The following is a 24857-nucleotide window of genomic DNA, read 5'->3' on the forward strand; positions in this document are numbered from 1 at the left end:
TTGTTCAATTTTTGGATTTTTGATGAGTAGTCTATCAATAATACAGAAAATTTAAGATTTAGTCAAGTAGATAATAGCATAGAATAGATCCCCGACTTCTTAAAGAAGTCGGGGATCTGGCAGCATCTCAGATATCTCTAAAGTAAACACGAAAATGACACGCTTTATACATGACCAATTCGCAAAAGATTATTTAGAAGAATTACTCAAACCTTATGGAGAAGTACAAGCAGCCAGTCAAGTAGCTGGAGAAATCCGAGAAATAGACGTATTATTTACACCATTTCCCAACCAAACAACCAACGTAGAACTATTAGGATTATTAGGAAAATTAGCCACAACACCAGCTATTTTTGAGCCATTTCGCAATCCAGCATCAACAGAAGAAATCTGTGATTGTCTGTTAAAATCATTAGAAGTCAGAGGTGCATTAAGAAGAGCAGCCAAACGCGAACAAACCACCACCGCAAAAATTGAGATTCCTAAATTATGGATACTCACCCCCACCGCATCAAAAAACATCATATCAGGATTTAGCGAGACAACAAAACCAGATTCCTTACCCGGAATATACTATTTAGCAAAATCATTACACGCCGCAATTGTTGTTATTCATCAATTACCCCAAACTCAAGAAACACTGTGGTTAAGACTTTTAGGTAGAGGTACAGTCCAAAAACGAGCAATTGATGAATTAGCTGCGTTACCATTAAATCAACCTTACGTCAAAATCACCTTAGAACTACTCTACAACCTCCAGAAAAACTTAAAAATCAATCAAAGTTCACAAACAGAAGATCAGGAGTTGATTATGCGATTAGCACCACTTTACCAACAAGATAGAGAACTAGCTAAACAAGAGGGATTACAAGAAGGACTGCAAAAAGAAAAACGTCTAATTATCCGGCAATTAAATCGTCGAATTGAGGAAATTGACTCATTATTAATTCAAAAAGTTCAAGAGTTAACTGTTGAAAAACTTGAAGAATTAGGAGAAGCTTTGTTAGATTTTACTTCAGTTACAGATTTAGAAACTTGGCTGCAACATAATTCAATTAATTAGCTGCAACGTCCTAATTTTTCTGCACTATTAACAATAGCGATCGCTCTGCCCATTGTATCTTATTTTCTGGGTAATGCTTAGGGTGAAGGATGCGATAGCGAAGCGCTGCTGCAAGCAGTTCGCTATATAGCTGATTTAATTATTTAATTTTCACTCTTAATGTCTGATATCTACAATTATGCCACAATAGCGAGATTAGGTAAAAGCATTAGGAGTTTTAGTTGTGGAGTCCCCCCAAAAAACATCATACCAACCAGCCGCAATAGAGGAAAAATGGCAACAAACATGGTTAGAACTTGGCTTAGATAAAACCCCTCAAGATACAAACAAGCCAAAATTCTACGCGCTTTCCATGTTCCCTTACCCATCTGGTAGCTTGCACATGGGTCACGTTCGTAACTATACAATTACAGATGTGATTGCCCGCCTCAAACGGATGCAAGGGTATCGGGTATTACATCCAATGGGTTGGGATGCCTTCGGACTACCAGCAGAAAACGCCGCCATTGATAGAGGTGTACCCCCTGCTAAATGGACATATCAAAATATTGCCCAAATGCGGCAACAATTACAACGTCTGGGTTTATCCTTAGATTGGGAAACTGAACTTGCTACCTGTTCCCCCGATTATTACAAATGGACGCAATGGATATTTCTGCAATTTTTACAAGCCGGTTTAGCTTACCAAAGAGAAGCCGCAGTTAACTGGGATCCCATTGACCAAACTGTATTGGCAAACGAACAAGTTGATAACGAAGGACGTTCCTGGCGCAGTGGAGCAATAGTAGAACGTAAATTACTGCGTCAATGGTTTTTCAAGATTACCGACTACGCCGAAGAATTATTAAATGACTTAGATAAACTCACAGGTTGGCCGGAACGAGTTAAATTAATGCAAGCCAACTGGATAGGAAAATCCACCGGTGCATATTTAGAATTTCCTATTGTGGGCTTAGATGAAAAAATCGGCGTTTATACCACCCGTCCCGATACTGTTTATGGCGTGAGTTACGTCGTATTAGCCCCAGAACACCCCTTAACTCAAGTGGTGACAACTTCAGACCAAAAAGCAGCGGTAGAAGCCTTTATTAAGGAAGTCAGCAACCAAAGCGAGTTAGAACGGACTGCGGAAGATAAACCTAAACGGGGTATTCCCACTGGTGGTCAAGTTATTAACCCCTTTACCGGGGAAGAAGTACCGATTTGGATTGCAGATTATGTACTTTATGAATATGGTACAGGTGCGGTAATGGGTGTACCGGCACATGATGTCCGAGATTTCAAATTTGCTAAAGAACAAAATTTAGCTATTAAAGTTGTCATTGTCCCGGAAATTGGTGCAGAAGAAACTTTAAAATCAGCATATACAGAAACGGGAATTTTAGTTAATTCCGGTGACTTCAATGGCATGAATTCTGTAGATGCGAAAAAAGCCATTATCGAATTTGCCGAAAACCAAAACTTTGGTAAATTAAGAATACAATATCGCCTCAGAGATTGGTTGATTTCTCGACAACGTTATTGGGGCGCACCTATCCCTGTTATTCACTGTCCTGAATGTGGAATTGTGCCTGTAGCTGACAAAGATTTACCTGTACAATTACCAGAAGATATTGAATTAAGTGGTCGTGGTGGTTCACCTTTAGCACAATTAGAAAGTTGGGTAAATGTTCCTTGTCCAACTTGCGGTACTCCTGCGAAACGGGAAACCGATACAATGGATACTTTTATTGATTCTTCTTGGTATTTCTTACGTTATTCTGATGCCAAAAATGAGGAAAAGATTTTTGATTCTGGTAAAGTAAATGATTGGATGCCTGTAGATCAATATGTGGGCGGAATTGAACACGCAATTTTACATTTATTGTATTCGCGTTTCTTCACTAAGGTATTAAGAGATAGAGGGTTATTTAACTTTGATGAACCATTTCAAAAGCTGTTAACTCAGGGAATGGTACAGGGTTTAACTTACATGAACCCGAATAAAGGTGGTAAAGATAAATGGATTCCTTCAAATTTAGTTGATGCTAATAATCCTATAGATCCACAAACTGGAGAACCTTTACAACGTCTCTATGCTACCATGTCCAAATCAAAAGGCAATGGTGTAGCACCGGAAGATGTGATTAATAAATATGGCATAGATACGGCGAGAATGTTCATTTTATTTAAAGCACCTCCTGAAAAAGATTTAGAATGGGATGAGGCAGATGTTGAGGGACAATTCCGCTTTTTAAATCGCGTTTGGCGGTTGGTTACAGATTATGCTGCAAGTCCAAAACAACTGACAAATGACAACGGACAACTGACAAAAGCCGAAAAAGATTTACGTCGCTTCATTCATATTGCTATTCAAGCAATTACGGAAGATGTGGTAGATGAATATCAATTCAATACGGCAATTTCGGAATTGATGAAGTTAAGCAATGCCTTGACTGATGCTGATTGTCATAATTCGCCAATTTACGCGGAAGGGATGCAAACTTTGGTGATTATGTTAGCGCCTTTTGCCCCCCATATTGGTGATGAATTATGGCAATTGTTGGGGAATAAAAATTCTGTGCATACCCAAACTTGGCCAAGTTTTGATCCTGCGGCTTTGATAGCTGATGAAATTACTTTGGTAATTCAAATTATGGGTAAAACTCGCGGTGCTATTCAAGTTCCTTCCCAATCTGATAAAGCGGAGTTGGAGAAGTATGCGCGGGAGTCGGAAGCCGGACAACGTTATCTGGAAGGGAAGGAAATCAAAAAGGTGATTGTTGTTCCTGGTAAGTTGGTGAATTTCGTTTTGGGTTAATATTTTTGTAGGTTGGGTTAAATGAAATGCAACCCAACTTATGTATTATTATTGGTTAATGTTGGGTAACATACGTCAACCCAACCTACAAAATATGTGTTTTTAGTATTTAAGAAAGCGATTTTTCGGCTTCTATCAAAAACAAAATTGTACTTGCTGTTAGATGAAGCTGGTAAGCTGCAAAATATTGTGGAACATTAACAGGTTGAGAACCTTGTCCATGCGCTGATTGTTTATTCCTTATAGTAGGAATACCACCTTCAAGACTTTGCTTGAGTGATGAAAATTGATCTTGTAAATAAATTGGAATTAGATGATTTTGAAAGCAAATTTTAATAAGTGGTTTGGCTGTATCTGTAGGTTGAAAAATCCAGCCTTGCTTGTTACAAATAATCTTCATGGTACTTTCAAAAGCCTTCAGACATTCGTTAAGACATTCTTTGTAATTACCATGTCTATAATGTTCATGGGCTTTCAAAAATTCCTCATTTGCTCCCTGAAATCGAGGATCACTTAATAAGTGTAAAACTGGCTTGACTGCTTCAGAATGTATCATTTGAGAATCAACTCTTATAATTTTACCTGATTCATATTGATAACCTACTCCGTGTTCCCTAAATCTAAAGTTCAATTCCTTGATTAATTGATCAATTGTATTTGATATATTTTTTGTTGTATCACCTTTATTATATAAATTTTCAAAAAATTTAAAGGTTAATTCAACGCTAGAAAGAACCTGTTCTATTTCTTCCTCTTCTAATATAAAATTCAATACTCCTTTAGTGTATTTCATATTGTATTGCACAATATCTGGACTCAAAGCCAATGAGAGATCTGAAACCAAACTCAATCTCCCATGTTCACGACATATCATATTGTCAATATGCAGAAAAACTTCTTCACTTTTATCTTTCCCACAAAGATCAATAAGATCCTTTATAATATGAACAATCTGTATACGGAGAGGCTCAGGAATATTATCACACTGATACACATCAGGGAGTTTTTTTTGCCGTTTTGAGTAGATATCAAAGACTTTCATAACTAAATAAACTATATAGACGATACATATATGATACAATATTTTCAACTATGTTGTATGTAGCAATTAGTAATTTGTAGGTTAGGTTAAATGAAATGCAAACCAACACATTTATTATTGTTGGTTGATGTTGGGTTTCCTCGCGTCAACCCAACCTACAATTTTATAAGTGACTTTTTTAGAAAAATCTGGTACTATAAGGAGTGAGTATATAAATCATTGGATCTCAATAAAAATCCGTTCAATTAATGAAAGTCAAGCTTCGTAACAATGCAAATTCTTCTCGCACTGGTGTAAATCATTTCACTAAGTATACGGTTGTTTATCATAAAAAGGGAGAAACGCTAGGAATGAATAGAATATTGTCTCCAAATATGGAAAAGCATTCTTTTGTCAAGGCGTTCTTAGATTTCCTGGCTAGAGATATCAAGAAAAATTCTAGCAATCTTGAAACACTTACAGAAGAAATGTATCATCGTGCCTCTATACTAACAGAAGGTATGGAAGCTGATCTGGATGAAGAATTACCAGAGGATTTCATGTTTGTATGAATGTTAATGGGTGGACGTTAAAAATTCATCCTGCCTTTGGTGAAAAATATAAAAAATTAATTATTCAGGTTGAGGAACTTAAAGAAAAAAATCCTGAAGAATATCAGCAACATCCAGCTACAAAGTTTCTCAACAATATTAATGAGTTTATTTTTAGGCGAATACCTGAAGATCCCAGCGCACCAGAATTTAGGCAAGGTAAAACATTAGGAACAGATAAAAAGCATTGGTTTCGAGCTAAATTTAATAGAAGATTTCGTTTATTCTTTCGTTATAGCAGTACGGAAAAAGTTATTATTTATGCTTGGATAAATGATGAATATTCGCTGCGGAAAGAGGGAGCAAAAACAGATCCATACAACATTTTTACTAAAATGCTTGCAAGTGGTAATCCTCCAGATAGTTGGGATGATCTTTTAAAGGCTTCAGACGATCTAGAATCTGTTTCAGAAGATGTTGATAATGGTTAATTTATAACTTGAATTAGGAATGTTATTTATATTTTTAGTTTGTAGGTTGGGTTAAATGAAATGCAACCCAACTTATGTATTATTGTTGGTTAATGTTGGGTTTCCTTACGTCAACCCAACCTACAGATTCTATATTTTGTTTTTACAATACTTCATGAGTAGGCGATCGCTTTCTACTTTTGCTCCATTTCTCAACCATTCAATTGGTTGTTCTTCATCTACTTTATCTGGATTTACCCATACAATATCCTTGAGTTCATCTATTTTTACAGATGCTTCACTAAAAAATTTTCTCGCAGTATTATCATCCAATGATATAACAATTTTATCTGTTGCTAGTGCTGCTTCTATTAAACATAAATCTTTTGTCATTTCTGCAATTCTTTTATTGCCAACATTAGCAGCAATACTTTCTATCTCAGTCCATAAACTATCATTTATTAATATTTCTAGATAGTTCCATTTTTTCTTTGCTACCATTTGTCGTCGCCAAGTTAGGGCAAATAAAGAGAGCTACTTGGATAGCTCTCTAAAATCATCAGGGTGCATCTACTTAGCACATTATATAATTCTAGCACCAAGGGGTCAAACCCCCTATTTTTTATTTTTGTCCGTTGTCCGTTGTCTGTTGTCCGTTGTCCGTTGTCCGTTGTTCCCTGTTCCCTGTTCCCTCTAAAAAGAAAGAGAGCCAATAAAAACTAGCTCTCCTGATAATCAAGTTGCGTCTTATTATCACACTATACCATTTTCAGGGTGAGGGGTGTCACCCTACATTGGGGCATTGAGTTTCTCTTCTAACAATTGATTGGTGAGTTTGGGTTCTGCACGTTTATCGGTTTTTTTCAGGACTTGTCCGACGAAAAAGCCTTTGAGGTTGGTGTTACCTTTGCGGTATTTTTCGACTTGTTGGGCGTTAGCAGCCATGATTTCATCAATAATCGGTTCGAGAATGGTACGATCTGAAATGAGTTCTTGACCAGCAAAAGCTGTTTCTGGAGAAACTCCATTTAATAAGTCTGTGAGTTTTTCCTTAGCTTGAGCGTTGCTGATTTTACCATTTTCAATGCGAGTAATCACGTCTGCTAGATTAACAGCAGTCAGTTTAATTTCAGAGATGGTGAGTTTTTGTTTATTTAAGTACCCAGCGATATCTTGAGTAATCCAATTAGCCGCAGATTTGGGATTTGCACCTTTAGATATTGCACTTTCAAAATAGTCCGCAACTGGTTTATCCTCAGTTAAGACCCGCGCATCATAAGCCGAAAGTCCCAACTCATTTTCATAATGATGGCGTTTTATCGCAGGTAGTTGGGGTAATTCACTTAACCATGAATCTAATTCTGCTTGAGTGACTTCAATGGGGGCTAAATCTGGTTCTGGGAAGTAACGATAATCACTAGAACCTTCTTTAATCCGCATACTGCTGGTGCGTTGTGAACCTTCTTCCCACAGTCGGGTTTCTTGAACAATCTTTTCTCCTGATTCAATAGCAGCAATTTGGCGTTCAATTTCATAATCAATCGCTTTTTGAATCGCACTAAAGGAGTTCATATTCTTGATTTCTACCTTAGTGCCAAATTGTTCTCGTCCCACCGGACGGACAGAAATATTCACATCACAACGCAGAGATCCTTCTTGCATATTTCCATCACTGACACCAAGATACCGCACAATCCGCCGCAGTTCTTGGGCATATTCAGCCGCTTCTTGTCCGGTTCGCAAATCAGGTTCAGAAACAATTTCCACCAAGGGAATACCAGCTCGGTTATAATCTACGAGAGAATAGGTAGAACCGGAAAGCCTATCACTACCTGCGTGGACGAGTTTCCCCGCGTCCTCTTCCATGTGTAAGCGAGTAATACCAATGCGTTTACGGCTGGGATTTCCCTCATCATCTACCAATTCAATTTCTATCCAACCATGTTCGGCTATGGGTAAATCATATTGAGAAATTTGGTAATTTTTGGGTAAATCAGGATAAAAATATTGTTTGCGGTCAAATTTACTATACCGAGCGATTTGACAATTTAGCGCCAAACCAGTTTTCACGGCGTATTCGAGAACTTTGGCGTTCAGTACAGGTAAAACTCCTGGTAAACCCATACATATTGGGTCAATGTTAGTATTGGGGTCAGCACCAAAAGCTGTGGAACTGTTGGAGAAAATTTTGGTGTTGGTACTAAGTTGACAATGGGTTTCTAGGCCAATAATCGCTTCGTATTCAGTTTTTACGGGTGTAGCTGTGGTCATATCCAGATTTACGGTTTTTACTCTTTGGTACTATTTTAGATTACGGGTAGGGCGATCGCGCTATTCTGTGAGATTATCAAGTTTAGACAGTATTCTTAAACCTGCTTCTGGGTTTCCTGTGACAGTCATTGCTTTGAATCGGGTATAAGCATCAAATTCTGCTAAAGCTATAGTAGAAATAAAATATAATTAAAACTTATGAAAATATAACAATACTTTTAATATTCATAACTCATCATAATTCAAGTTTAGATTTTCTTAATAATTAATTGAGAATTATTTTTATTTAGCAACGAGCTTGCAATACTTTCGGCGATTTGCTACAATTATGGAGATTTTCATAATTGTGTTTATATTGTCAATTTTGTGTGTGTCTGACAAGATGATCTTCAGAACCCTTTATTTGTAGTCGTTTCAGAAATCAATCCCTAAAAAGAATACAAAACTTCATAAATTAGCGGCAATTTCCGAGAGAAATTTGGACAAAAATTAGCCAAGAAATTATGGAAGTTGACTGGGAGAAAAATGTACTGTTGACAAATAAGTTAATTTATGGTACTAAAGTGCAGATCACAAAAAATTTGTAAGTTACAGTAGTAGTATGGCTGATTAATGGGAGTACACCTAAAAGATGTCTCATAAACTATATGATAGCGATTTACAATTATGTGTAGCGACCTGCAATACTAATCACTCAAACCTGCAATTAAGACACTTTCAAACCAGGATTAAATGCAACTATAATTGTGCTTCAGCCAGGATTAATTGCAACTGAACCAGAATTATTTACAACCAACCTGCAATCATCGGTATGAACCAGGATTATCTGCAACTATAAAAGTAAAACAAACGAATGTTTTCTTTACTGCCACACTGGTAAGGCTTAGAGAACCTAAAACCGTTGGTTTTTCAGTTAAAAAACTTGGGTCTTGAATTCAAAGTTAATCTATCAAATTCTCTAATGAGTTTTTTAACAAACCTCTGTCAATACTGAAAACTCAGTTCTGGCAAAGCGTTGAGTCTATTTGCAAATAATCCTGGTCGAAACGGATGATTGCAGGCTGGTTGCAATTAATCCTGGCTCAGTTGCAGTTAATTCTGGTTCAAATGAAATTATAGTTGCAAATAATCCTGGCTGAAAACAACGATGATTGCAGGTTTAGGGATTTATAATTGCAGGTCGCTACAGATACAATCAAAACAATTGTTAGGGACTGAAGAACAAAAGTTTGAATTATGTCATCTGTATAGTAATAATCCTCTGAAAGTTAAAATTGTTGTTAATACCATCATTGAATTATTTAATGGTAATATTGAAAAATTCCTAGAACAAGATACATTATTAGTCAGTAATTATATTAACAGCTTACTGGAACAGCAGTTAAATCCCCTCTCGGTTCTAGAATGGCAAATTATGTACTGTCTGTCCACTGACCAGCAATTAACAACTATTACTGATTTAGCACCAAATCAAAATATATTACCGACTGTTTCTAAATCCCAACTTTTACAAGCAATAGAAAGGCTATATTCACGCTCTTTAATAGAGAAAGAAGCGGGTAAGTACACTTTGCAACCTGTTCTCAGGGAGTATGTCATGGAACAATTTATTCATAAATTATGATTTGATTATATATAAGCTTTAAAAATATGATTTGCAGTAAGATCTAATTCAGGAAAAGTTTGGGAAATAATCCGTTCATGATCTCGAAACTTGCTAATTTGATATTCTTGATCAATTAAATTACAAACAGAGATTGTCGGTTGTTTAGGATTACCAATAAAATTCCTTATACAGCACTTTCCGGTGTTATGAGGTACATATCCAGCGGGCAAGATGCCCGCACTACAAAAGTTTTATAATTCAAGTTTGTACCTCATTAGAGCGAAATCTGCTGTATTATAGCATTGACAAAAAACAAGAACCCCGACTTCTTGAAGAAGTCGGAGTTCTGGATATTATTTAATTACTACTTCCCAAATCCTTTACCTTTACTAATAGAAGGAAGACAAATACAGTTTTCTAACTGCTGAAGTAAGGTTTCGGTATCCAGATTTTGACCAATTAACACTAACTGATTTTTCTTTTCTCCTTTCCATTGATCATCATCAATAGTGAAGCGTTTACCGCAAAGATGGAAAATATGACGTTGGGGACTTTCATCAAACCACATAATTCCCTTAGCACGGAAGACATTTGTGGGTAATTGGTTATCTAAGAAATGTTGAAACTTTCTAATCGAAAAAGGTTTATCACTTTGGAAAGAAATAGAGATAAAACCATCATTTTCTAAGTGGTCAGAATGATGATGATGTTGATGATCATGGTGGTCATGGCCACAGGTAGAATGATCATGATCATCGTGATGTTCATGTCCACAATCATCATGATCATGATGTTCTTCTGCGTGGTCATCAAAATATTTATCAGATTCAAACAAACCAACACTAAGAATTAAAGGTAGGGGAACTTGGGATTTTGTCGTGCGAATAATTCTGGAACCTTCCTTAATATTGTTGATTTTTTTCTCCAATTCCTGCAAAGTGGTTTCATCAACTAAATCAGTTTTATTGAGAATAATGACATCACCATAAGTAATTTGACTCAAAGCCGCTTCAGAATTGAATAAATCTAAGCTATAATTTGCCGCATCAACTACAGTAATAATAGAATCCAACCGAGTTAAATCTCGCAATTCTGAACCCAGAAATGTCATAGCTACGGGTAAAGGGTCTGCTAAACCAGTTGTTTCTACAACTAGATAATCTAGCTTTTCTTCCCTTTCTAAAACCTTGTAAACAGCATCAACCAAGTCATTATTAATTGTGCAACAAATACAGCCATTACTTAATTCCACCATGTTTTCATCAGTGGAAACAACCAATTCATTATCAATACCAATTTCGCCAAATTCATTCACTAACACAGCAGTTTTTACACCTTGCTGATTTGTGAGAATATGATTGAGTAAAGTCGTCTTACCACTACCAAGGAAACCCGTAATAATTGTTACTGGTAAACCTTGTTTGGTCGCTGCCATTGGGTGAGATTCTGTAGTAACTGATGATGTCATAGTCATAAAGGAGGATTTTGGTGTATTCTAAATTTTATCTTGATTTTGTCCACTCGGCGTTAGAGTAATACCAAATTAAGATGAAGCTGTATAGAATCAGATTTCAAGAATAATTGACCGCAGATAAACGCAGATAAACGCAGATGAAGACGGATGAATTTATGGATTTCATGATTCTGTGCCGTCTCATATAAAATTGGTATAACATATTTACATACCAGCTTGAAAAATCTGGTTAACACTGAGGGTAAGCTCTGGGAAAGTTGGTGATACTATAGTTTGATTTTCTCTAAATTGACTAACTCGATATTCTCCATTGATTAAATGATAGATTGAATCATACTTTACCTCCAGGTGTTGACAAGATTACGAAGTATTACTAACAATAATCATAGCCAATTATTAGCTACTAAAATTTTCATTTACGCCATTGTCATCAACTTGCGTTATCATTGTTTATCGTCAGATTGCCTTATTCCTCTATTATGACCCTATCTATTTACAATACCCTCACCCGTCGTCAAGAACAATTTACCACCGTTGAACCTGGCAAAGTTAAGATGTATTATTGCGGCGTGACGGTTTATGATTACTGCCATTTGGGTCATGCTAGAGCTTGTATTGTTTGGGATGTAGTGCGTCGTTATCTGCAATTTATCGGTTATAATGTCCGCTATATCCAAAATTTTACGGATATTGATGATAAAATTCTCAAACGCGCCAGAGAAGAAGGTTCTTCCATGGAAGTTGTCGCCGAAAAATATATTCAAGCATATTTTGAAGATATGTCGCGGTTGGGAATTAAAGAAGCTGATGAATATCCCCGCGCTACACATACAATGAATGGTATTCAGAGATTAATTCACGATTTAGAACATAAAGGTTTTGCGTATCCGTCTCACGGTGATGTGTATTATGCAGTCCAGAATTTTGCCGAATATGGCAAACTTTCGGGACGGAAATTAGAAGATATGCAAGCCGGTGCAAGTGAACGGGTAAACGTCGAAGACCCAGAATATCAAAAGAAGCGATACCCCTTTGATTTTGCCCTGTGGAAGTCTGCAAAACCCGGTGAACCGGCGTGGGAGTCTCCTTGGGGAAAAGGTCGCCCCGGATGGCATATAGAATGCTCGGCCATGGTACGCGATCGCTTGGGTGATACCATAGATATTCATGCTGGTGGTGCTGACTTAATTTTCCCCCACCATGAAAACGAAATTGCTCAATCGGAAGCCGTTACCGGCAAACCTTTAGCCAATTATTGGTTACACAACGGCATGGTCAAAGTAGATGGGGAAAAAATGTCCAAATCCTTGGGTAATTTTATCACCATTCGTCAATTATTAGATCGGGGTGTAGATCCAATGGCCGTGCGTTTATTTGTGATGATGGCACAATATCGTAAACCCATAGATTTTACCGATGATGCTATATTGGCAGCAACCAACGGCTGGCATACTATCAAAGAAGCTTTATTATTTGGACATCAACATGGTAAAAAACTAGAGTGGGATGAATCTAACCAAATCCAAAATTCCGAGATTGAGAGATTTCAAGAAGCCGTTAATGATGATTTTAATTTTCCTGGTGGTTTAGTAATAATTTTTGAATTAGCCAAAGAACTAAATCGGGAAAGAAACATCATTGTTCATCAAGGAAAAACAACAACCCCAGCTAACGAACTACTGCAAAAATGGCAAACCCTAATTACATTAGCAGAAGTTTTAGGTTTAACCGCCAAACCAGAAACAGAAACTCCTAAACAGGATGGTATAAGTAATGCAGAAATTGAGGAGTTAATTCAAAAAAGATGGGAAGCAAGAAAAGCAAAAAACTTTGCAGAAAGTGATCGCATTCGTGATGAACTTTTAGAAAAGGGAGTGGTCTTAACTGACACAAAAGATGGAACATTTTGGCACCCTGAGATTATACCTTTAACAAAATGACCATTAGTTTAATTTAATTGATACGAAATAAGCTACACGCTGGCACAGATAATAAATTTAAAATTCCTCTCTGCGCCTGGAGCGTCTCTGCGTGCAAAAAAAATAATTCTCAATTTTTACTTAACACAATGTGGAAACAATTAACAACCGCAATTTCTCATTTAAACATCCCCGCTGACTGGGTAGGAATTAGAGCCGTAAAAACAACTTCAACCCATCATTCCGTGCGTGATGGTTTACCCCAAAGCAATGGTAAATCATTAAACATGGGAGCAATGATAGAAGTCATAGTTGATGGTTGTTTAGGTTATGCAGCCACCAACTCCTTAGATATTTCCAGCTTACAAAACGCTGCGGAAATCGCCTATAAACAAGCATTAGCAGCTAGTAAATGGTGGATATATCCCCTGAGTGAAAATACCCGTCCTCAAGTAGTTGGTGAATATAACTCACCATTTTTAGAACCATTTAACGCTTTTAGTCCTGGAGAAATCAACAACTTACTAATTCGGATTTGTCAGCAACTCAAAATTAACGATAAAATCATTCAAACTACAGCCACCGTCGGCACAGATCAAAAAGAAACTTGGTTTGTGAGTAGTAATGGTTCCGAAATATATCAGAATATTCTATCTCTTAGTCATCATTTTGGAGCGATCGCTCAAGATGGCATAATCGTCCAACAACGCAGCAATAACGGCGCTCATGCAAACTCTTATCAAGGAGGTTGGGAACTTTTCAAACAAGATAATTTATGGCATCAAGTTCAAAAAGTTGGTGAACAGGCATTAGAATTATTAACAGCGGAAGAATGTCCAAATACCCGCACCAATTTAGTTTTAGCACCAGACCAAATGATGCTACAAATTCATGAAAGTATCGGACATCCTTTAGAAATTGACCGCATTTTAGGAGATGAACGCAACTATGCTGGAGGTAGTTTTGTCACCAAAGATGATTTTGGTAAATTAGAATATGGTTCACCGCTGATGAATATCACCTTTGATCCTACAGTACCAGGTGAATTTGCCAGTTATAGTTTTGATGATACTGGTGCAGCAGCCACCAAAGAATATGTAATTAAAAAAGGCATTTTACAACGGGGTTTAGGCAGTTTAGAAAGTCAAGCTAGAGCAGATTTACCCGGTGTTGCTTGTGCGCGTGCTTGTTCCTGGAATCGTCCCCCCATAGACAGAATGGCTAACTTGAATTTAGAACCAGGAAACGCCACCTTTGAGGAAATTATCTCAGGAATAGAACATGGGATTTACATGGAATCTAACCGTTCTTGGTCAATAGATGATCAACGTTATAAATTTCAATTTGGTTGTGAATATGCCAAATTAATTGAAAACGGTAAACTTACTAAAACCCTTCGTAATCCTAACTATCGTGCCACTACGCCAGAATTTTGGCATAGTTTAATTAAAGTTGGTAATGATACTAATTGGCAAATATATGGTACATCTTTCTGCGGTAAAGGAGAACCAAATCAAGCCATTTCTGTAGGTCATGGTTCACCAGTTTGTGAATTTGCAAATGTGGAGGTTTTTGGTGGTGGTTAATGAATTATGTTTCGCGCAAAGAGGCAAAGGAGCAAAGGCGCAAAGTTTAATTAATGCTACAATGAACAAGTAACTACTTGATGCCATATCAATATGATCATTGCTCAAGAATTAGAACTTCAACAAGACATCTCCGCAGATGTCATCTTTCCTCCTAGTGATTTATATAGTGATGAACCTCCCGTGGAATCAGAACTGCACCTAGAGCAGATTATGCTCTTAATTAAATGTCTCAAATGGTTGTGGAAAGATAGATATGATTTCTATGCTGCGGGAAATCTTAGTATTTACTATAGTCCTAACCAGAAAAAATCAGAATATTTCCGAGGTCCTGATTTCTTTGTGGTCTTGGAAACTGAACGCAAAACCCGCAAAAGCTGGATAGTGTGGGAAGAAGATGGTAAATATCCTAATTTCATTTTAGAAATTCTTTCACCCAGTACAGCTAATACTGATAGAGAATATAAAAAGGAACTTTATCAAAATACTTTCCGCACACCGGATTATTTTTGGTTTGACCCTTATACATTAGAATTTGCAGGTTTTCATTTAGTTGATAATAAATATCAACCTTTAGGACTAAATGAAAAGGGACATTTATGGAGTGAACAGTTAGGTTTATACTTAGGGATCCATCAAGGATTGTTGAGGTATTTTACTCCAGCAGGAGAGTTAGTATCTACACCAGAAGAAACCGCAGAAGCTGAAATTAAAAAAACAGCAATACAAACTCAAAGAGCAGAAATAGAATCCCAAAGAGCAGAACGGGAAGCTAGAAAAGCAGAACGTTTAGCAGCAAAATTGCGAGAATTAAATATTGATCCAGATACAATTTAAAAAATGAAACCAGAAGAATTATCAACGCTAGAAAAAACTTTTAATCAACTTGTGGAAACCCTGCTGATTAAAAAAGCAGAAAATGAACATTTTACTGTGCGACTTAGCAGCGAAAGCAGTCAATTTACTCGCTTTAATTCTGCCAAAGTTAGACAAACAGGTTATGTTCATGATGGTTCGATTCAACTAACTTTAATGGCCAATCAACGCAGTAGTTTTCGTCAGTTTCCTTTGACTGGAAATTGGGATATAGATTGGGAATTATCATCCACAGCTTTACAAGAATTACGTGATGAATTACCATTATTACCAATTGATCCTTATTTAGTTTTACCATCAGGAAATCATAGCAGTCGAGAAATTAATACTGGTAAATTACTAACTCCAGAAATATTAGTTCCTAGTATTCTCGAAACTGTGACTAATTTAGATTTTACGGGGATGTATGCTGGGGGAATTGTCATCAGAGGTTATGGTGATTCTAGCGGACAAAAACACTGGTTTGTGACTGATTCCTTTAATTTAGATTATTCCTTATTTATGGCATCAGGACAAGCTGTAAAAGGAACTTTTGCCGGCAGTGAATGGAATGAAGCTGCTTATTTAGCTAAAATAAATGATGGGAAACAGCAGCTAGAAATGCTATCTCGTCCAGTTAAAGAATTACCAAAAGGACAATATAAAACCTATTTTGCTCCCGCTGCGGTGGCTGATTTATTGGGTATGCTTTCCTGGGGTGCTATCAGTGAAGCTAGTATTCAACAAGGTAATAGTGCTTTAGCTGCTTTATCACGTCAAGAAAAACAACTTTCTTCAAAATTCACTTTAAAAGAAAATTTTCAAAGTGGTTTAGTTCCCAGATTTAATAATTTAGGAGAAATGGCTGCATCCGAATTAACTTTAATTGAAAAAGGGATTTTAATTAATAGCTTAGTTAATTCTCGCACAGCGAAAGAATATCATAAACCCGCTAATGGTGCGAATGGTTCAGAAACCTTACGTTCTCCCGAAATTAATCCTGGTAATTTGGCATTTGAGAAGATTTTACCCAGTTTAGATACAGGGTTATATGTTTCTAATTTACATTATTTAAACTGGAGCGATCGCCCATCTGGGAGAATTACAGGGATGACTCGTTATGCTTGCTTTTGGGTAGAAAACGGCGAAATTATTGCCCCCATTGCTAACCTACGCTTTGATGAAAGTCTCTATCGTTTTTGGAGCGCAGAAAATCTCATTGATTTAACAAACTTCCAGGAATTTATTCCCGAAGTCGGAACTTACGAAAGCCGACAATTAGGAGGAAGTTTAGTTCCTGGTATGTTGGTGAAAAATTTCACCTATACATTATAAACCTTATCAACCTTAGATTCCCAACCGCAATATACATTAGGGAGGGAATTGGGGCTGAATCTTGATTCTACCACTTGTTGGGTAGTTCCACGCTGCCCTTAGGGTCAGGCGTGGGGCTTCTGTCGGTTAAGCTAAAGCACAATTACCAATTAAACAAACTCTTCCAACTGTTCTAACTTTAACCAAATATTTGGCGTTGGCACTTGTCCAAACTTCACCAAAGCATAATCACCCTTAATATCGACAATTTCCCCCTTAGTTTCAAACAAATAACTAGGAAAGCGGGAATCACTAGCTTTAGCTTCTAGACTATTTTCCAACTTTTCCCGAATAGCCCGCACCATATTTCCTTTTTTAACAGCCATAAATTCCCCTCGTTCCAAAATAAACGCTTTTACTCAAAATTTTATCTTGTACCCAGACACAAAGGTAATTTCTTTCCTCAAAAAACATAACCGCCTATTTTGGTAGTAAGCGGTTTAGGAAAAATTAATATTTAGTTCAAGATAGTTCTTCCTTATCAACTTCATGATAACAAATCCCAAAGCAATTGTCAACCCCCCAATTCTCTATTTTCGCGCTTTGATTTATTTGTAAATTCTGCGGGGGGTTGCTGATTTTCGCCTCAATTATTGTGCAAATCTAGCTAATAACTCCTCACGAGATAATTGTAGAAGCAAAGGAGTAAATTCTTCTCTATTCATGGCAATTAGAGGGTTGATAATTGTTTGTAGCTGAGAATCAACCTGTCCAAACCGGACTTGCATGATACTTTCAATCATAGCGCGTCGTTCCCTTTCTACACCTTCTTGTCGTCCTTCTTGTCGTCCTTCTTGTCGTCCTTCTTGTCGTCCTTCTTGTCGTCCTTCTTGTCGTCCTTCTTGTCGTCCTTCTTGTCGTCCTTCCTCAAGTCCCTCTTGAAGTCCTTGTTTTTTAAGTGCTTCTAATTGTTGTTGATACATTTCCGATAATTTCATAATCAACTCCTGATCATCTTTATCAATATCGTGTTCTTGTCGTTGACGTGCAGATAACACAGCAATTAGGTTATGTACCAATTGTATGACATCCGCAAGGAAGGGACTATTATTTGCCAGTGCTTCTAATTCTTCAACCGCTTGTCGTTGTACTTTCCCTTTCCCTAAAATTCTCAGAAATAGGGTTTCTGGTGTGTTGGGGAGTTGGTGAATCGCAATAATTACGGTTTTTAAGCCTTCTCCCAAAAAATAAATCCCTTTTCCCCAGTTTTCTTCATCTCCAGTTGTATTAAAACTTGTGAGAAGTTCCGCTGACGCAGTAGGAGAAAAAATCCATAGCCGGGGTAATTCGGCTTCATTTATACGGTTATTATTGCGATTAGATTGACGCTCTATGTCTCCATGGATGTCAAATAATTTACCCATGCAACTGCGAATTTCACTTTTAGTGACAGCATTACGGAATGGTTCGAATATAGCATAATTTCTCACCATCCGTCCCAATATTCCTAGGGCTTCCAGGCTTTGTGTTGGTTGGGGTGAAGGAATAAATACAACGTCAATTTGTCTGACTTCTGCTGTGATATCTTTACTGGTTTCTACTTGACCATAGGGTGTTAATAGTTCAGTTAGATATTGTTTGGCAAATTGATCATGGATAAAGCGAGTCATTTAAGTTGATTTGAAGACAGAAATATGAATTTAACACTAACTTTGAAATTGAGAACAAAAATGACTGGAACGCCCACCTAATTTAATGCGTTGGATAATATTACCACAAACCTTACGAAGTTCGCCAGTGCGGTAAGCTTCACCGCCATAATTACCATTAACGCCTTTAACACTCAATAAATTCATCAACAGAAAATAGTGAAGGTATTGTTAATTACCATTGATTAATCTCTACTTATAGGATAAGAAATGTGGGGTTTTTATATCGAAATATTAAGGAATATTGCATTTCTATCAAAACATAGAGCTATAGAAGGAATTCAGCCAAAAGTCCGTGATAGGATACTTTGGGAAAATGTTTATAATTGGGAGAAAACCTTTGACACTACGGGTTGCTGTTGTTGGTTCAGGACCTGCGGGTTCATGCGCTGCTGAAACACTAGCTAAAGCTGGGATTGAAACCTATTTATTTGAGCGGAAGCTAGATTACGCCAAGCCTTGCGGGGGTGCTATTCCCCTCTGTATGGTGAAGGAATTTGACTTACCTCCAGAAATTATTGACCGTCAAGTCCGCAAAATGAAAATGATTTCTCCCTCTAATCGTGAGGTTGATATCAATCTAATAAATCAAGATGAATACATAGGAATGTGCCGCAGAGAAGTGTTGGATGGCTTCTTGCGAGACCGGGCGGAAAAATTAGGGGCAAATTTAATTAACGCCACTGTTCATAAAGTTGATATTCCTGCCGGCAAGTCTGACCCCTATACAATCCACTACGTTGACCATACAGGAGAAGGAGCGCAGGGCGTTACTAAAACCCTGAAAGTGGATTTAATCGTTGGTGCGGACGGGGCAAATTCCCGCATTGCTAAGGATATGGGTGCTGGGGATTACAATTATGCGATCGCTTTCCAAGAACGTATTCGTCTTCCCCAAGACAAAATGGCCTATTACAATGAACTCGCCGAAATGTACGTTGGCGATGATGTTTCTACCGACTTCTACGCTTGGGTATTCCCCAAATATGATCACGTAGCGGTAGGTACTGGCACAATGCACATCAACAAAGCCAGAATCAAACAATTCCAAGCTGGTATTCGCGCCCGTGCTTCTGAAAAACTAGCCGGCGGTGAAATCATCAAAATAGAGGCACACCCCATCCCGGAACATCCCCGTCCCCGTCGCGTTGTTGGACGCATAGCCTTGGTAGGAGATGCTGCTGGTTATGTTACCAAGTCTTCTGGTGAAGGTATTTATTTTGCGGCTAAATCTGGCAGAATGTGCGCCGAGTCCATTGTAGAAGCAGCTAACGGCGGTGCGCGGATTCCCACAGAAGCCGACCTCAAAGTATACCTGAAACGTTGGGATAAGAAATACGGACTCACCTACAAAGTATTAGACATTCTCCAAAACGTCTTCTATCGTTCCGATGCTACCCGCGAAGCATTTGTAGAAATGTGTGATGACATGGATGTACAAAAGCTAACTTTTGATAGTTATCTTTATAAAACTGTAGTTCCCGCTAACCCCTTCACCCAATTAAAAATTACTGCCAAAACTCTTGGTAGCTTAATTCGTGGTAACGCCCTTGCGCCCTAAAAGGGGACATGAGAAGCCCAAAATTTATTTCTGGGCTTCTTTTTTTCTGGGTGAATAAATTACATATTATTTTTGTTTCACTCACCCAAATTAATCGCGGGATTCCTCTTAAAAAATCCCCTGGGCATCAATTTAAAACCAACGCGGTGAGTGGGCATTACAGGCCAATCTTCTGGACGGGGAATATGAGTGATTCCCATTGTGTACCAGACAACTAGATCTTCATTATTCACAGATTCATTATCACCAATATATTTTGGTAAACCCTCCCCCAATTGCGTTTGATTGGGATAATCTCCACCTGCATACATTTCATTGGGTTTATATTTTGTCACCCAAAAATGATGAGTTGCAAAACCTGCTTTTTTCCTAATATTGGCACCTTCTACCGCATACAAAATTGTATTTCCTCCTGGCATTAACATATATGCAGGTGAAACACCTAAATTATTTTGTTTATCTGCACTAGCAATCATCCATTCTCGACTGTGTTGAATATCCATATCACGCACAGCAGATTTTTCGGTTTTTAGTGGAGTATCTTCTACAGTTATGGCATTGCCTAACGGGTTTTTATCACCCATTGGTAACGCTTCTACATTCATTTCCATTACAGAATTAGCTTGTCCATCTATATCTAAATCTAAGCGATAATTGAAAAAATGCTGATGATTTACACCAAAGATATTTTTAGCTAATAATCTACCAAATGACTTATTTTCAGTTTGTTTTATGCTGGCTGTTCCCTGGACTAAATCAATTCCCGTTAACTCATTCTCTACTTCTAAAGTACCGTCTTGCCTAAATATCCAATTGATACTGTAATCATAGTTATCAACTGTTGCCATCATTTTCATGACTAATTCACGATTACGACGGATATATTTTTGTTGATTTCTGTAATTAAAATGTTTCCACAGGATACCGTTATCTCTTTCATAGATACCAATTAATCCAGGTATGGTAAAAGGTTCTCCTTCAGGATTAGCAAACACTGTATTTAATAAAACTCCATTTTCAGGAATTTCTTTACCTAATTCTAGTTTATTTGCTAATAATCCCAAATTATATTCTCCCACATCAAAGGCATTACGAAATGACCAATTGGGCTGAGGATGACCGTAAGGAACTGCCATTTCTGAAAGACTACCACGATATAAAATTGATCTATCTTTTTCACCATCATTATATTTGACAAGATACAAAACTAAACCTTCGCGGGGGTGCATTAAATAACGAAATTTCCAACCTTGCCAAGTAATTTCATTACCTTTAATTTGGAAACTTGTTCCTTCTGGTTGATTAATATTTAATGTTTTTGGTGGTGCAATTACTTGACTAGAAGCATTAACATCATAATCCCAATTTTCTTGGGAAAGAGGAACTATCCCATTATCAACAAAGCTATCAACTTCACCTTTATTTAAATTAACTGTAACTAAAACGCCTTCTATGGGACGGGCATAAAAATTCCAATGTTTACCTTGATAATAAGATAATGCTCGACAAATTCGATTACCAGATTTTGCTTCTGCTTTATTGAGTATTCCTGCTCCCCAACAACTTATTTCTACATTTTTAAAATCTTTAATTCCCCGTTTTTGCATAGCTATTTGCCAACGTAAATCTGATTTTACGACTTCGTTAGCTATGGCATAATCTGGGTTTAAAATAGCAGGTTGTCCGTGAGGTATTTCTTGCCAGGAAGTGAGATTTTTAGTATTTAAATTAACTGTTCCAGTAAAGGTTTTATTCAGTTCGATTTCATAAACTTGCAAAAAAACCTGGCGGAGAAATGATTTACCAGGTGTAAAATTTAAGACTGCTTTTTTATCGGGTTCTTGTAAGGAAATTATGGGAAAAATTGCGGTTTCACTGAGATTTTTTTGCTCTTTAACTATGGTAACTGCTGTATTAATTTCTTGTTCTGTTAAGGGGTTGAGAGGGTGTGGAATTATCGCTTCTTCAGCTAATACAATGTTAGAAAATCCCCAGCAGATATTAATGAAAATAATAATGCTAATAGTTAGCCTGTAAAAAAGATTTAGCCTCTTAATCATCTTGCACATTTTTCTGAAAAAGTACATTTATTGATTCCTCAACAAAGATGAGAAACAGTAAGATTAAGAGGATATTTTAACTTTCCTCGTTCCCATACTCTGTATGGGAATGAATTCTAGAAGGCTCTGCCTTTGATAAAAGTTGAGGCAGAGCCTCTGTGATAGCATTCCCAGTCAGAGACTGGGAACGAGATAATTTACTTATATAGAAACTAAGCGACGTAAAGATTCAGCCCGACGTTTAGCAACGGGGTTATTAGGTGATAATTTGAGTGTTGCTTCATACATTTCCAAGGCTTGAGCATTCAATTTTTTCTTCTCATAAGCGTGTCCGAGATTATTTAAGGCTGATACATAATCTGGGTTCAATTTAATCGCTTCTTTGTACTGACGAATTGCTAAGTCATATTGCTCTTGAGCAAAGTAAACATATCCCAAACCGTTGTAAATGGGAGCAATAGATTCTTCTCCCTCTTCTTCGGCTGCTTTGAGAGATTTTTGAAATAGGGGTATGGCTTGACTAAATACTTTTTTTTCTGAATAGATACTAGCTAATTCATAATATTCTTGAGCCGTACCTTTTTCTTTAGTTAATTTGTTTTTTAACTTACCTAGAGAGTTTTCAAGTTTGCGGGTTTTGAATACTTGACGAAAAACACTCACACCTGCAAATGCAAGTAAACCAACAAAAATTGACAGATAAATGACGACTAAATTGCTATCCATTTTCTACAAATACAAATTATTAAAATACCCTATCTATTATCAGTTATTAGGTTGTATATTTCTCACTAAAATACTACAATCCCCAATATTCTATCCGTTCTTTTAGCCAACCTGTAACTGTATAACGAGCGATCGCTTCATTCACGTTACGTCTTAACTCATCATACTGCAATCCCTTTGGCATAACTACAGATAATGGTTGTGCTGATAATTTAGTTGTCAATATGTGATATTCAGGATGTACTTGCACCCAACCACTAAGAACGCTGACATCCGCTGCAAAACCATCTACCTGATTATTTTCTATTTTTTCCCAGCCTTGGGCGTAAGAATTTACGCCGACCAATTCAGCAGACGGTGTAAAATATTTTAAGTATCCAACAGTGCTAGAGTTGTTGAGAACGGCTATTTTCCCTTTGTCTATATCTTTTAATTCTTGAATAGATGTATTTTTTGTAACTATTGCCGCCCCATCATAATAATAAGGAACACTGAAGCTAACAATGCGGGAACGTGACTCTGTGGCTGTGACTCCAGCAATAGCCAAATCAACTTGTTGATTAAATACTACAGGTAAGCGATCGCTATTGGCTACTGGTTGCAATTTCACAGCATCAGCTTTACCCAACAAATCACTGGCCAAACGTTTGGCTAAATCAATCTCTAACCCTTGTAAATTGCCCTTGTCATCCCTAAATCCCAAAGGACGAAGATTATCCTTAACTGCCATATTTAAATAGCCTCGCTGCTGAATTTCCGCCATTGTTGCGGCAGATGCAGTTAAATTTCCACTGAGAAAAGACAGCCAAAAAATCAAAAATAGGGTAGCGGATAATACCAGATGTAACTTATTCATAATCGCTCTGCGTTTTACTCCAATTAAAAATGCCAAAAAGTTTCTTGATTTTTAATTTTCAATTCTCCGAAGTGCCATCTGTTACATCCGTTATTCATCCGTTGCCACCTTTATCCGTTAACCGAGTTAGCGAGTTCGGCAATTTTAGCGAAGCTTGCAGGATCAAGAATTGCCAATTGTGCCAACATTTTGCGGTTTAGTTCCACATTGGCCTTTTTCAAATTACCAATCAAACGGCTGTAGCTTAAACCGTGTTGTCTAGAAGCTGCATTAATCCGCGCTATCCACAGACGGCGAAAATCACGCTTCTTCTTTTTGCGATCGCGGTAAGCACTGCGAAGAGCCTTCATTACTTGTTGGTTAGCGGTTCTAAACAAAGTTGAGTGAGAACCACGGAAACCTTTAGCTAATTTGAGAATTTTATTGCGGCGTTTACGAGCTACATTACCGCGTTTTACCCGAGTCATATCTTATTACCTGTGATCTTTTACAAATATGGAAGCATTAAACGCACGTTAGGTTCGTCCCGTTCATGAACAATTGCCATCTTGGACATATTGCTCTTTTTGCTAGAGGATTTATGCTCTAACAAGTGGTTTTTGAACGGTTTACGGCGGACGATTTTACCGGTACCGGTGACGCGGAATCTCTTCGCCGCAGCCTTGCGAGTCTTTAATTTAGGCATGGTCTGGCTTTAATTCAACACAATCTACTATTATATATGAGAAAAGGCAAATTGTATGCCCCCTTGGCAAGATCGGCAAGGATTCCCAAAATATCTTAATTCAGGACTTGACAAGGAGAAAATTTTAGTTTACACTAATGTTAGGAGTGGAAATCTGTCCGCGCATATATAGTAAACTTTTGGATTGTCTGAATCAGGATTTACAGGATTTTAGGACTTACAGGATGTTGGTTTGCGGTGGAGATTTTTGATTTTCAGTTTTTTATATGATTCTTGACATCAAGACTTGACAAGATGCGATAATTGGTTTACACTAATGTTAGGAGTAGA

21 protein-coding genes and 4 pseudogenes are annotated in these 24857 nt (G+C 37.3%); 10 read left to right on the forward strand and 15 right to left on the reverse strand.

The genetic code is table 11. The features are described from left to right. Window positions 1-154: 154 nt before the first annotated feature. Both FJR09_RS16135 and leuS read left to right on the forward strand, forming a co-directional pair. Complete coding sequence (locus FJR09_RS16135) at window positions 155-1063, forward strand: DUF4351 domain-containing protein (protein ID WP_168653294.1); 909 nt, start codon at window positions 155-157, stop codon at window positions 1061-1063. 223 nt (window positions 1064-1286) lie between these two features. After that, window positions 1287-3863 carry a leucine--tRNA ligase gene (gene leuS / locus FJR09_RS16140; RefSeq protein ID WP_168653293.1) on the forward strand — a complete coding sequence of 859 codons (2577 nt, stop codon included), beginning with the start codon at window positions 1287-1289 and terminating at the stop codon, window positions 3861-3863. A 109-nt stretch (window positions 3864-3972) separates the two neighbouring features. Here the strand turns inward: leuS and FJR09_RS16145 are convergent, their stop codons facing one another. Continuing rightward, entirely contained in the window at window positions 3973-4905 is a 933-nt protein-coding gene (locus FJR09_RS16145; RefSeq protein WP_015080002.1) for an STM4504/CBY_0614 family protein, read from the reverse strand. Window positions 4906-5153: 248 nt separating this feature from the next. Here FJR09_RS16145 and FJR09_RS16150 point away from each other — a divergent pair, with 248 nt between their 5' ends. Then, window positions 5154-5456 (forward strand): type II toxin-antitoxin system PrlF family antitoxin, encoded by a 303-nt coding sequence (locus FJR09_RS16150; protein WP_015080001.1) that lies wholly within the window; start codon window positions 5154-5156, stop codon window positions 5454-5456. After that, entirely contained in the window at window positions 5453-5926 is a 474-nt protein-coding gene (locus FJR09_RS16155) for a type II toxin-antitoxin system YhaV family toxin (protein ID WP_015080000.1), read from the forward strand. The genes FJR09_RS16150 and FJR09_RS16155 overlap by 4 nt, the downstream gene beginning before the upstream one ends. Window positions 5927-6055: 129 nt before the next feature. Here FJR09_RS16155 and FJR09_RS16160 read toward each other — a convergent pair whose 3' ends face one another. The 3 genes and pseudogenes from FJR09_RS16160 to FJR09_RS25340 all read right to left on the reverse strand — a co-directional run. Then, the gene (locus FJR09_RS16160; protein ID WP_051155171.1) at window positions 6056-6406 is read right to left on the reverse strand and encodes a hypothetical protein; all 351 of its coding nucleotides are present in this window, start codon (window positions 6404-6406) and stop codon (window positions 6056-6058) included. 288 nt (window positions 6407-6694) lie between these two features. Beyond that, window positions 6695-8176 (reverse strand): Asp-tRNA(Asn)/Glu-tRNA(Gln) amidotransferase subunit GatB, encoded by a 1482-nt coding sequence (gene gatB / locus FJR09_RS16165; RefSeq protein WP_015079999.1) that lies wholly within the window; start codon window positions 8174-8176, stop codon window positions 6695-6697. A gap of 60 nt (window positions 8177-8236) precedes the next feature. Beyond that, a pseudogene (locus FJR09_RS25340) lies at window positions 8237-8356 on the reverse strand (toxin-antitoxin system HicB family antitoxin); the annotation flags it as partial. 1024 nt (window positions 8357-9380) lie between these two features. On the opposite strand from FJR09_RS25340, the gene FJR09_RS16175 reads away from it, so the two are divergent. Then, on the forward strand, window positions 9381-9800 hold the full coding sequence (locus FJR09_RS16175) for a hypothetical protein (RefSeq protein ID WP_148279042.1): 420 nt from the start codon (window positions 9381-9383) through the stop codon (window positions 9798-9800). 5 nt (window positions 9801-9805) lie between these two features. Here FJR09_RS16175 and FJR09_RS16180 read toward each other — a convergent pair. The 3 genes and pseudogenes from FJR09_RS16180 to FJR09_RS25345 form a co-directional block, all read right to left on the reverse strand. Further along, window positions 9806-9967: pseudogene (locus tag FJR09_RS16180) on the reverse strand (Uma2 family endonuclease); the annotation flags it as partial. Window positions 9968-10146: 179 nt separating this feature from the next. After that, the gene (locus FJR09_RS16185) at window positions 10147-11250 is read right to left on the reverse strand and encodes a GTP-binding protein (RefSeq protein ID WP_041458360.1); all 1104 of its coding nucleotides are present in this window, start codon (window positions 11248-11250) and stop codon (window positions 10147-10149) included. A gap of 210 nt (window positions 11251-11460) precedes the next feature. Continuing rightward, window positions 11461-11586: pseudogene (locus tag FJR09_RS25345) on the reverse strand (Uma2 family endonuclease); the annotation flags it as partial. A 149-nt stretch (window positions 11587-11735) separates the two neighbouring features. Here FJR09_RS25345 and cysS point away from each other — a divergent pair. From cysS to FJR09_RS16205, 4 genes are all read left to right on the forward strand, one after another. After that, complete coding sequence (cysS, locus tag FJR09_RS16190) at window positions 11736-13196, forward strand: cysteine--tRNA ligase (RefSeq protein ID WP_015079984.1); 1461 nt, start codon at window positions 11736-11738, stop codon at window positions 13194-13196. A 128-nt stretch (window positions 13197-13324) separates the two neighbouring features. Then, a complete protein-coding gene (locus FJR09_RS16195) occupies window positions 13325-14761 on the forward strand; it encodes a TldD/PmbA family protein (RefSeq protein ID WP_168653292.1) in 1437 nt (478 codons plus the stop codon). A 93-nt stretch (window positions 14762-14854) separates the two neighbouring features. Continuing rightward, window positions 14855-15598: a Uma2 family endonuclease gene (locus FJR09_RS16200; RefSeq protein WP_015079982.1), complete on the forward strand. Its 744-nt coding sequence runs from the start codon at window positions 14855-14857 to the stop codon at window positions 15596-15598. Window positions 15599-15601: 3 nt separating this feature from the next. Continuing rightward, window positions 15602-16951, forward strand: coding sequence for a TldD/PmbA family protein (locus FJR09_RS16205; RefSeq protein WP_015079981.1), 1350 nt, complete (start codon window positions 15602-15604; stop codon window positions 16949-16951). A 149-nt stretch (window positions 16952-17100) separates the two neighbouring features. Here the strand turns inward: FJR09_RS16205 and FJR09_RS16210 are convergent, their stop codons facing one another. The 3 genes and pseudogenes from FJR09_RS16210 to FJR09_RS16220 form a co-directional block, all read right to left on the reverse strand. Further along, entirely contained in the window at window positions 17101-17316 is a 216-nt protein-coding gene (locus FJR09_RS16210; RefSeq protein WP_015079980.1) for an NAD(P)H-quinone oxidoreductase subunit O, read from the reverse strand. A gap of 264 nt (window positions 17317-17580) precedes the next feature. Continuing rightward, window positions 17581-18600, reverse strand: coding sequence for a hypothetical protein (locus tag FJR09_RS16215; RefSeq protein WP_168654125.1), 1020 nt, complete (start codon window positions 18598-18600; stop codon window positions 17581-17583). A gap of 36 nt (window positions 18601-18636) precedes the next feature. Then, window positions 18637-18783: pseudogene (locus FJR09_RS16220) on the reverse strand (zinc finger domain-containing protein); the annotation flags it as partial. 196 nt (window positions 18784-18979) lie between these two features. Between FJR09_RS16220 and chlP the strand changes: the two are divergent. Next, a complete protein-coding gene (gene chlP, locus FJR09_RS16225) occupies window positions 18980-20200 on the forward strand; it encodes a geranylgeranyl reductase (RefSeq protein WP_041458359.1) in 1221 nt (406 codons plus the stop codon). A 77-nt stretch (window positions 20201-20277) separates the two neighbouring features. On the opposite strand, the gene FJR09_RS16230 is transcribed toward chlP, so the two are convergent. The 5 genes from FJR09_RS16230 to rpmI form a co-directional block, all read right to left on the reverse strand. After that, the gene (locus FJR09_RS16230) at window positions 20278-22260 is read right to left on the reverse strand and encodes a primary-amine oxidase (RefSeq protein ID WP_168653291.1); all 1983 of its coding nucleotides are present in this window, start codon (window positions 22258-22260) and stop codon (window positions 20278-20280) included. A 201-nt stretch (window positions 22261-22461) separates the two neighbouring features. Then, on the reverse strand, window positions 22462-22986 hold the full coding sequence (locus FJR09_RS16235) for a tetratricopeptide repeat protein (RefSeq protein WP_015079975.1): 525 nt from the start codon (window positions 22984-22986) through the stop codon (window positions 22462-22464). Window positions 22987-23059: 73 nt separating this feature from the next. Further along, entirely contained in the window at window positions 23060-23842 is a 783-nt protein-coding gene (locus FJR09_RS16240; RefSeq protein ID WP_041457928.1) for a transporter substrate-binding domain-containing protein, read from the reverse strand. Window positions 23843-23952: 110 nt separating this feature from the next. Beyond that, window positions 23953-24309, reverse strand: a complete 357-nt coding sequence (gene rplT / locus FJR09_RS16245; protein ID WP_015079973.1) for a 50S ribosomal protein L20 — start codon at window positions 24307-24309, stop codon at window positions 23953-23955. A 20-nt stretch (window positions 24310-24329) separates the two neighbouring features. Further along, a complete protein-coding gene (rpmI, locus tag FJR09_RS16250) occupies window positions 24330-24527 on the reverse strand; it encodes a 50S ribosomal protein L35 (protein ID WP_015079972.1) in 198 nt (65 codons plus the stop codon). Window positions 24528-24857 lie beyond the last annotated feature (330 nt).

The sequence above is a fragment of the Dolichospermum sp. UHCC 0406 genome (assembly GCF_009712025.1).
GTDB lineage: Bacteria > Cyanobacteriota > Cyanobacteriia > Cyanobacteriales > Nostocaceae > Dolichospermum > Dolichospermum lemmermannii.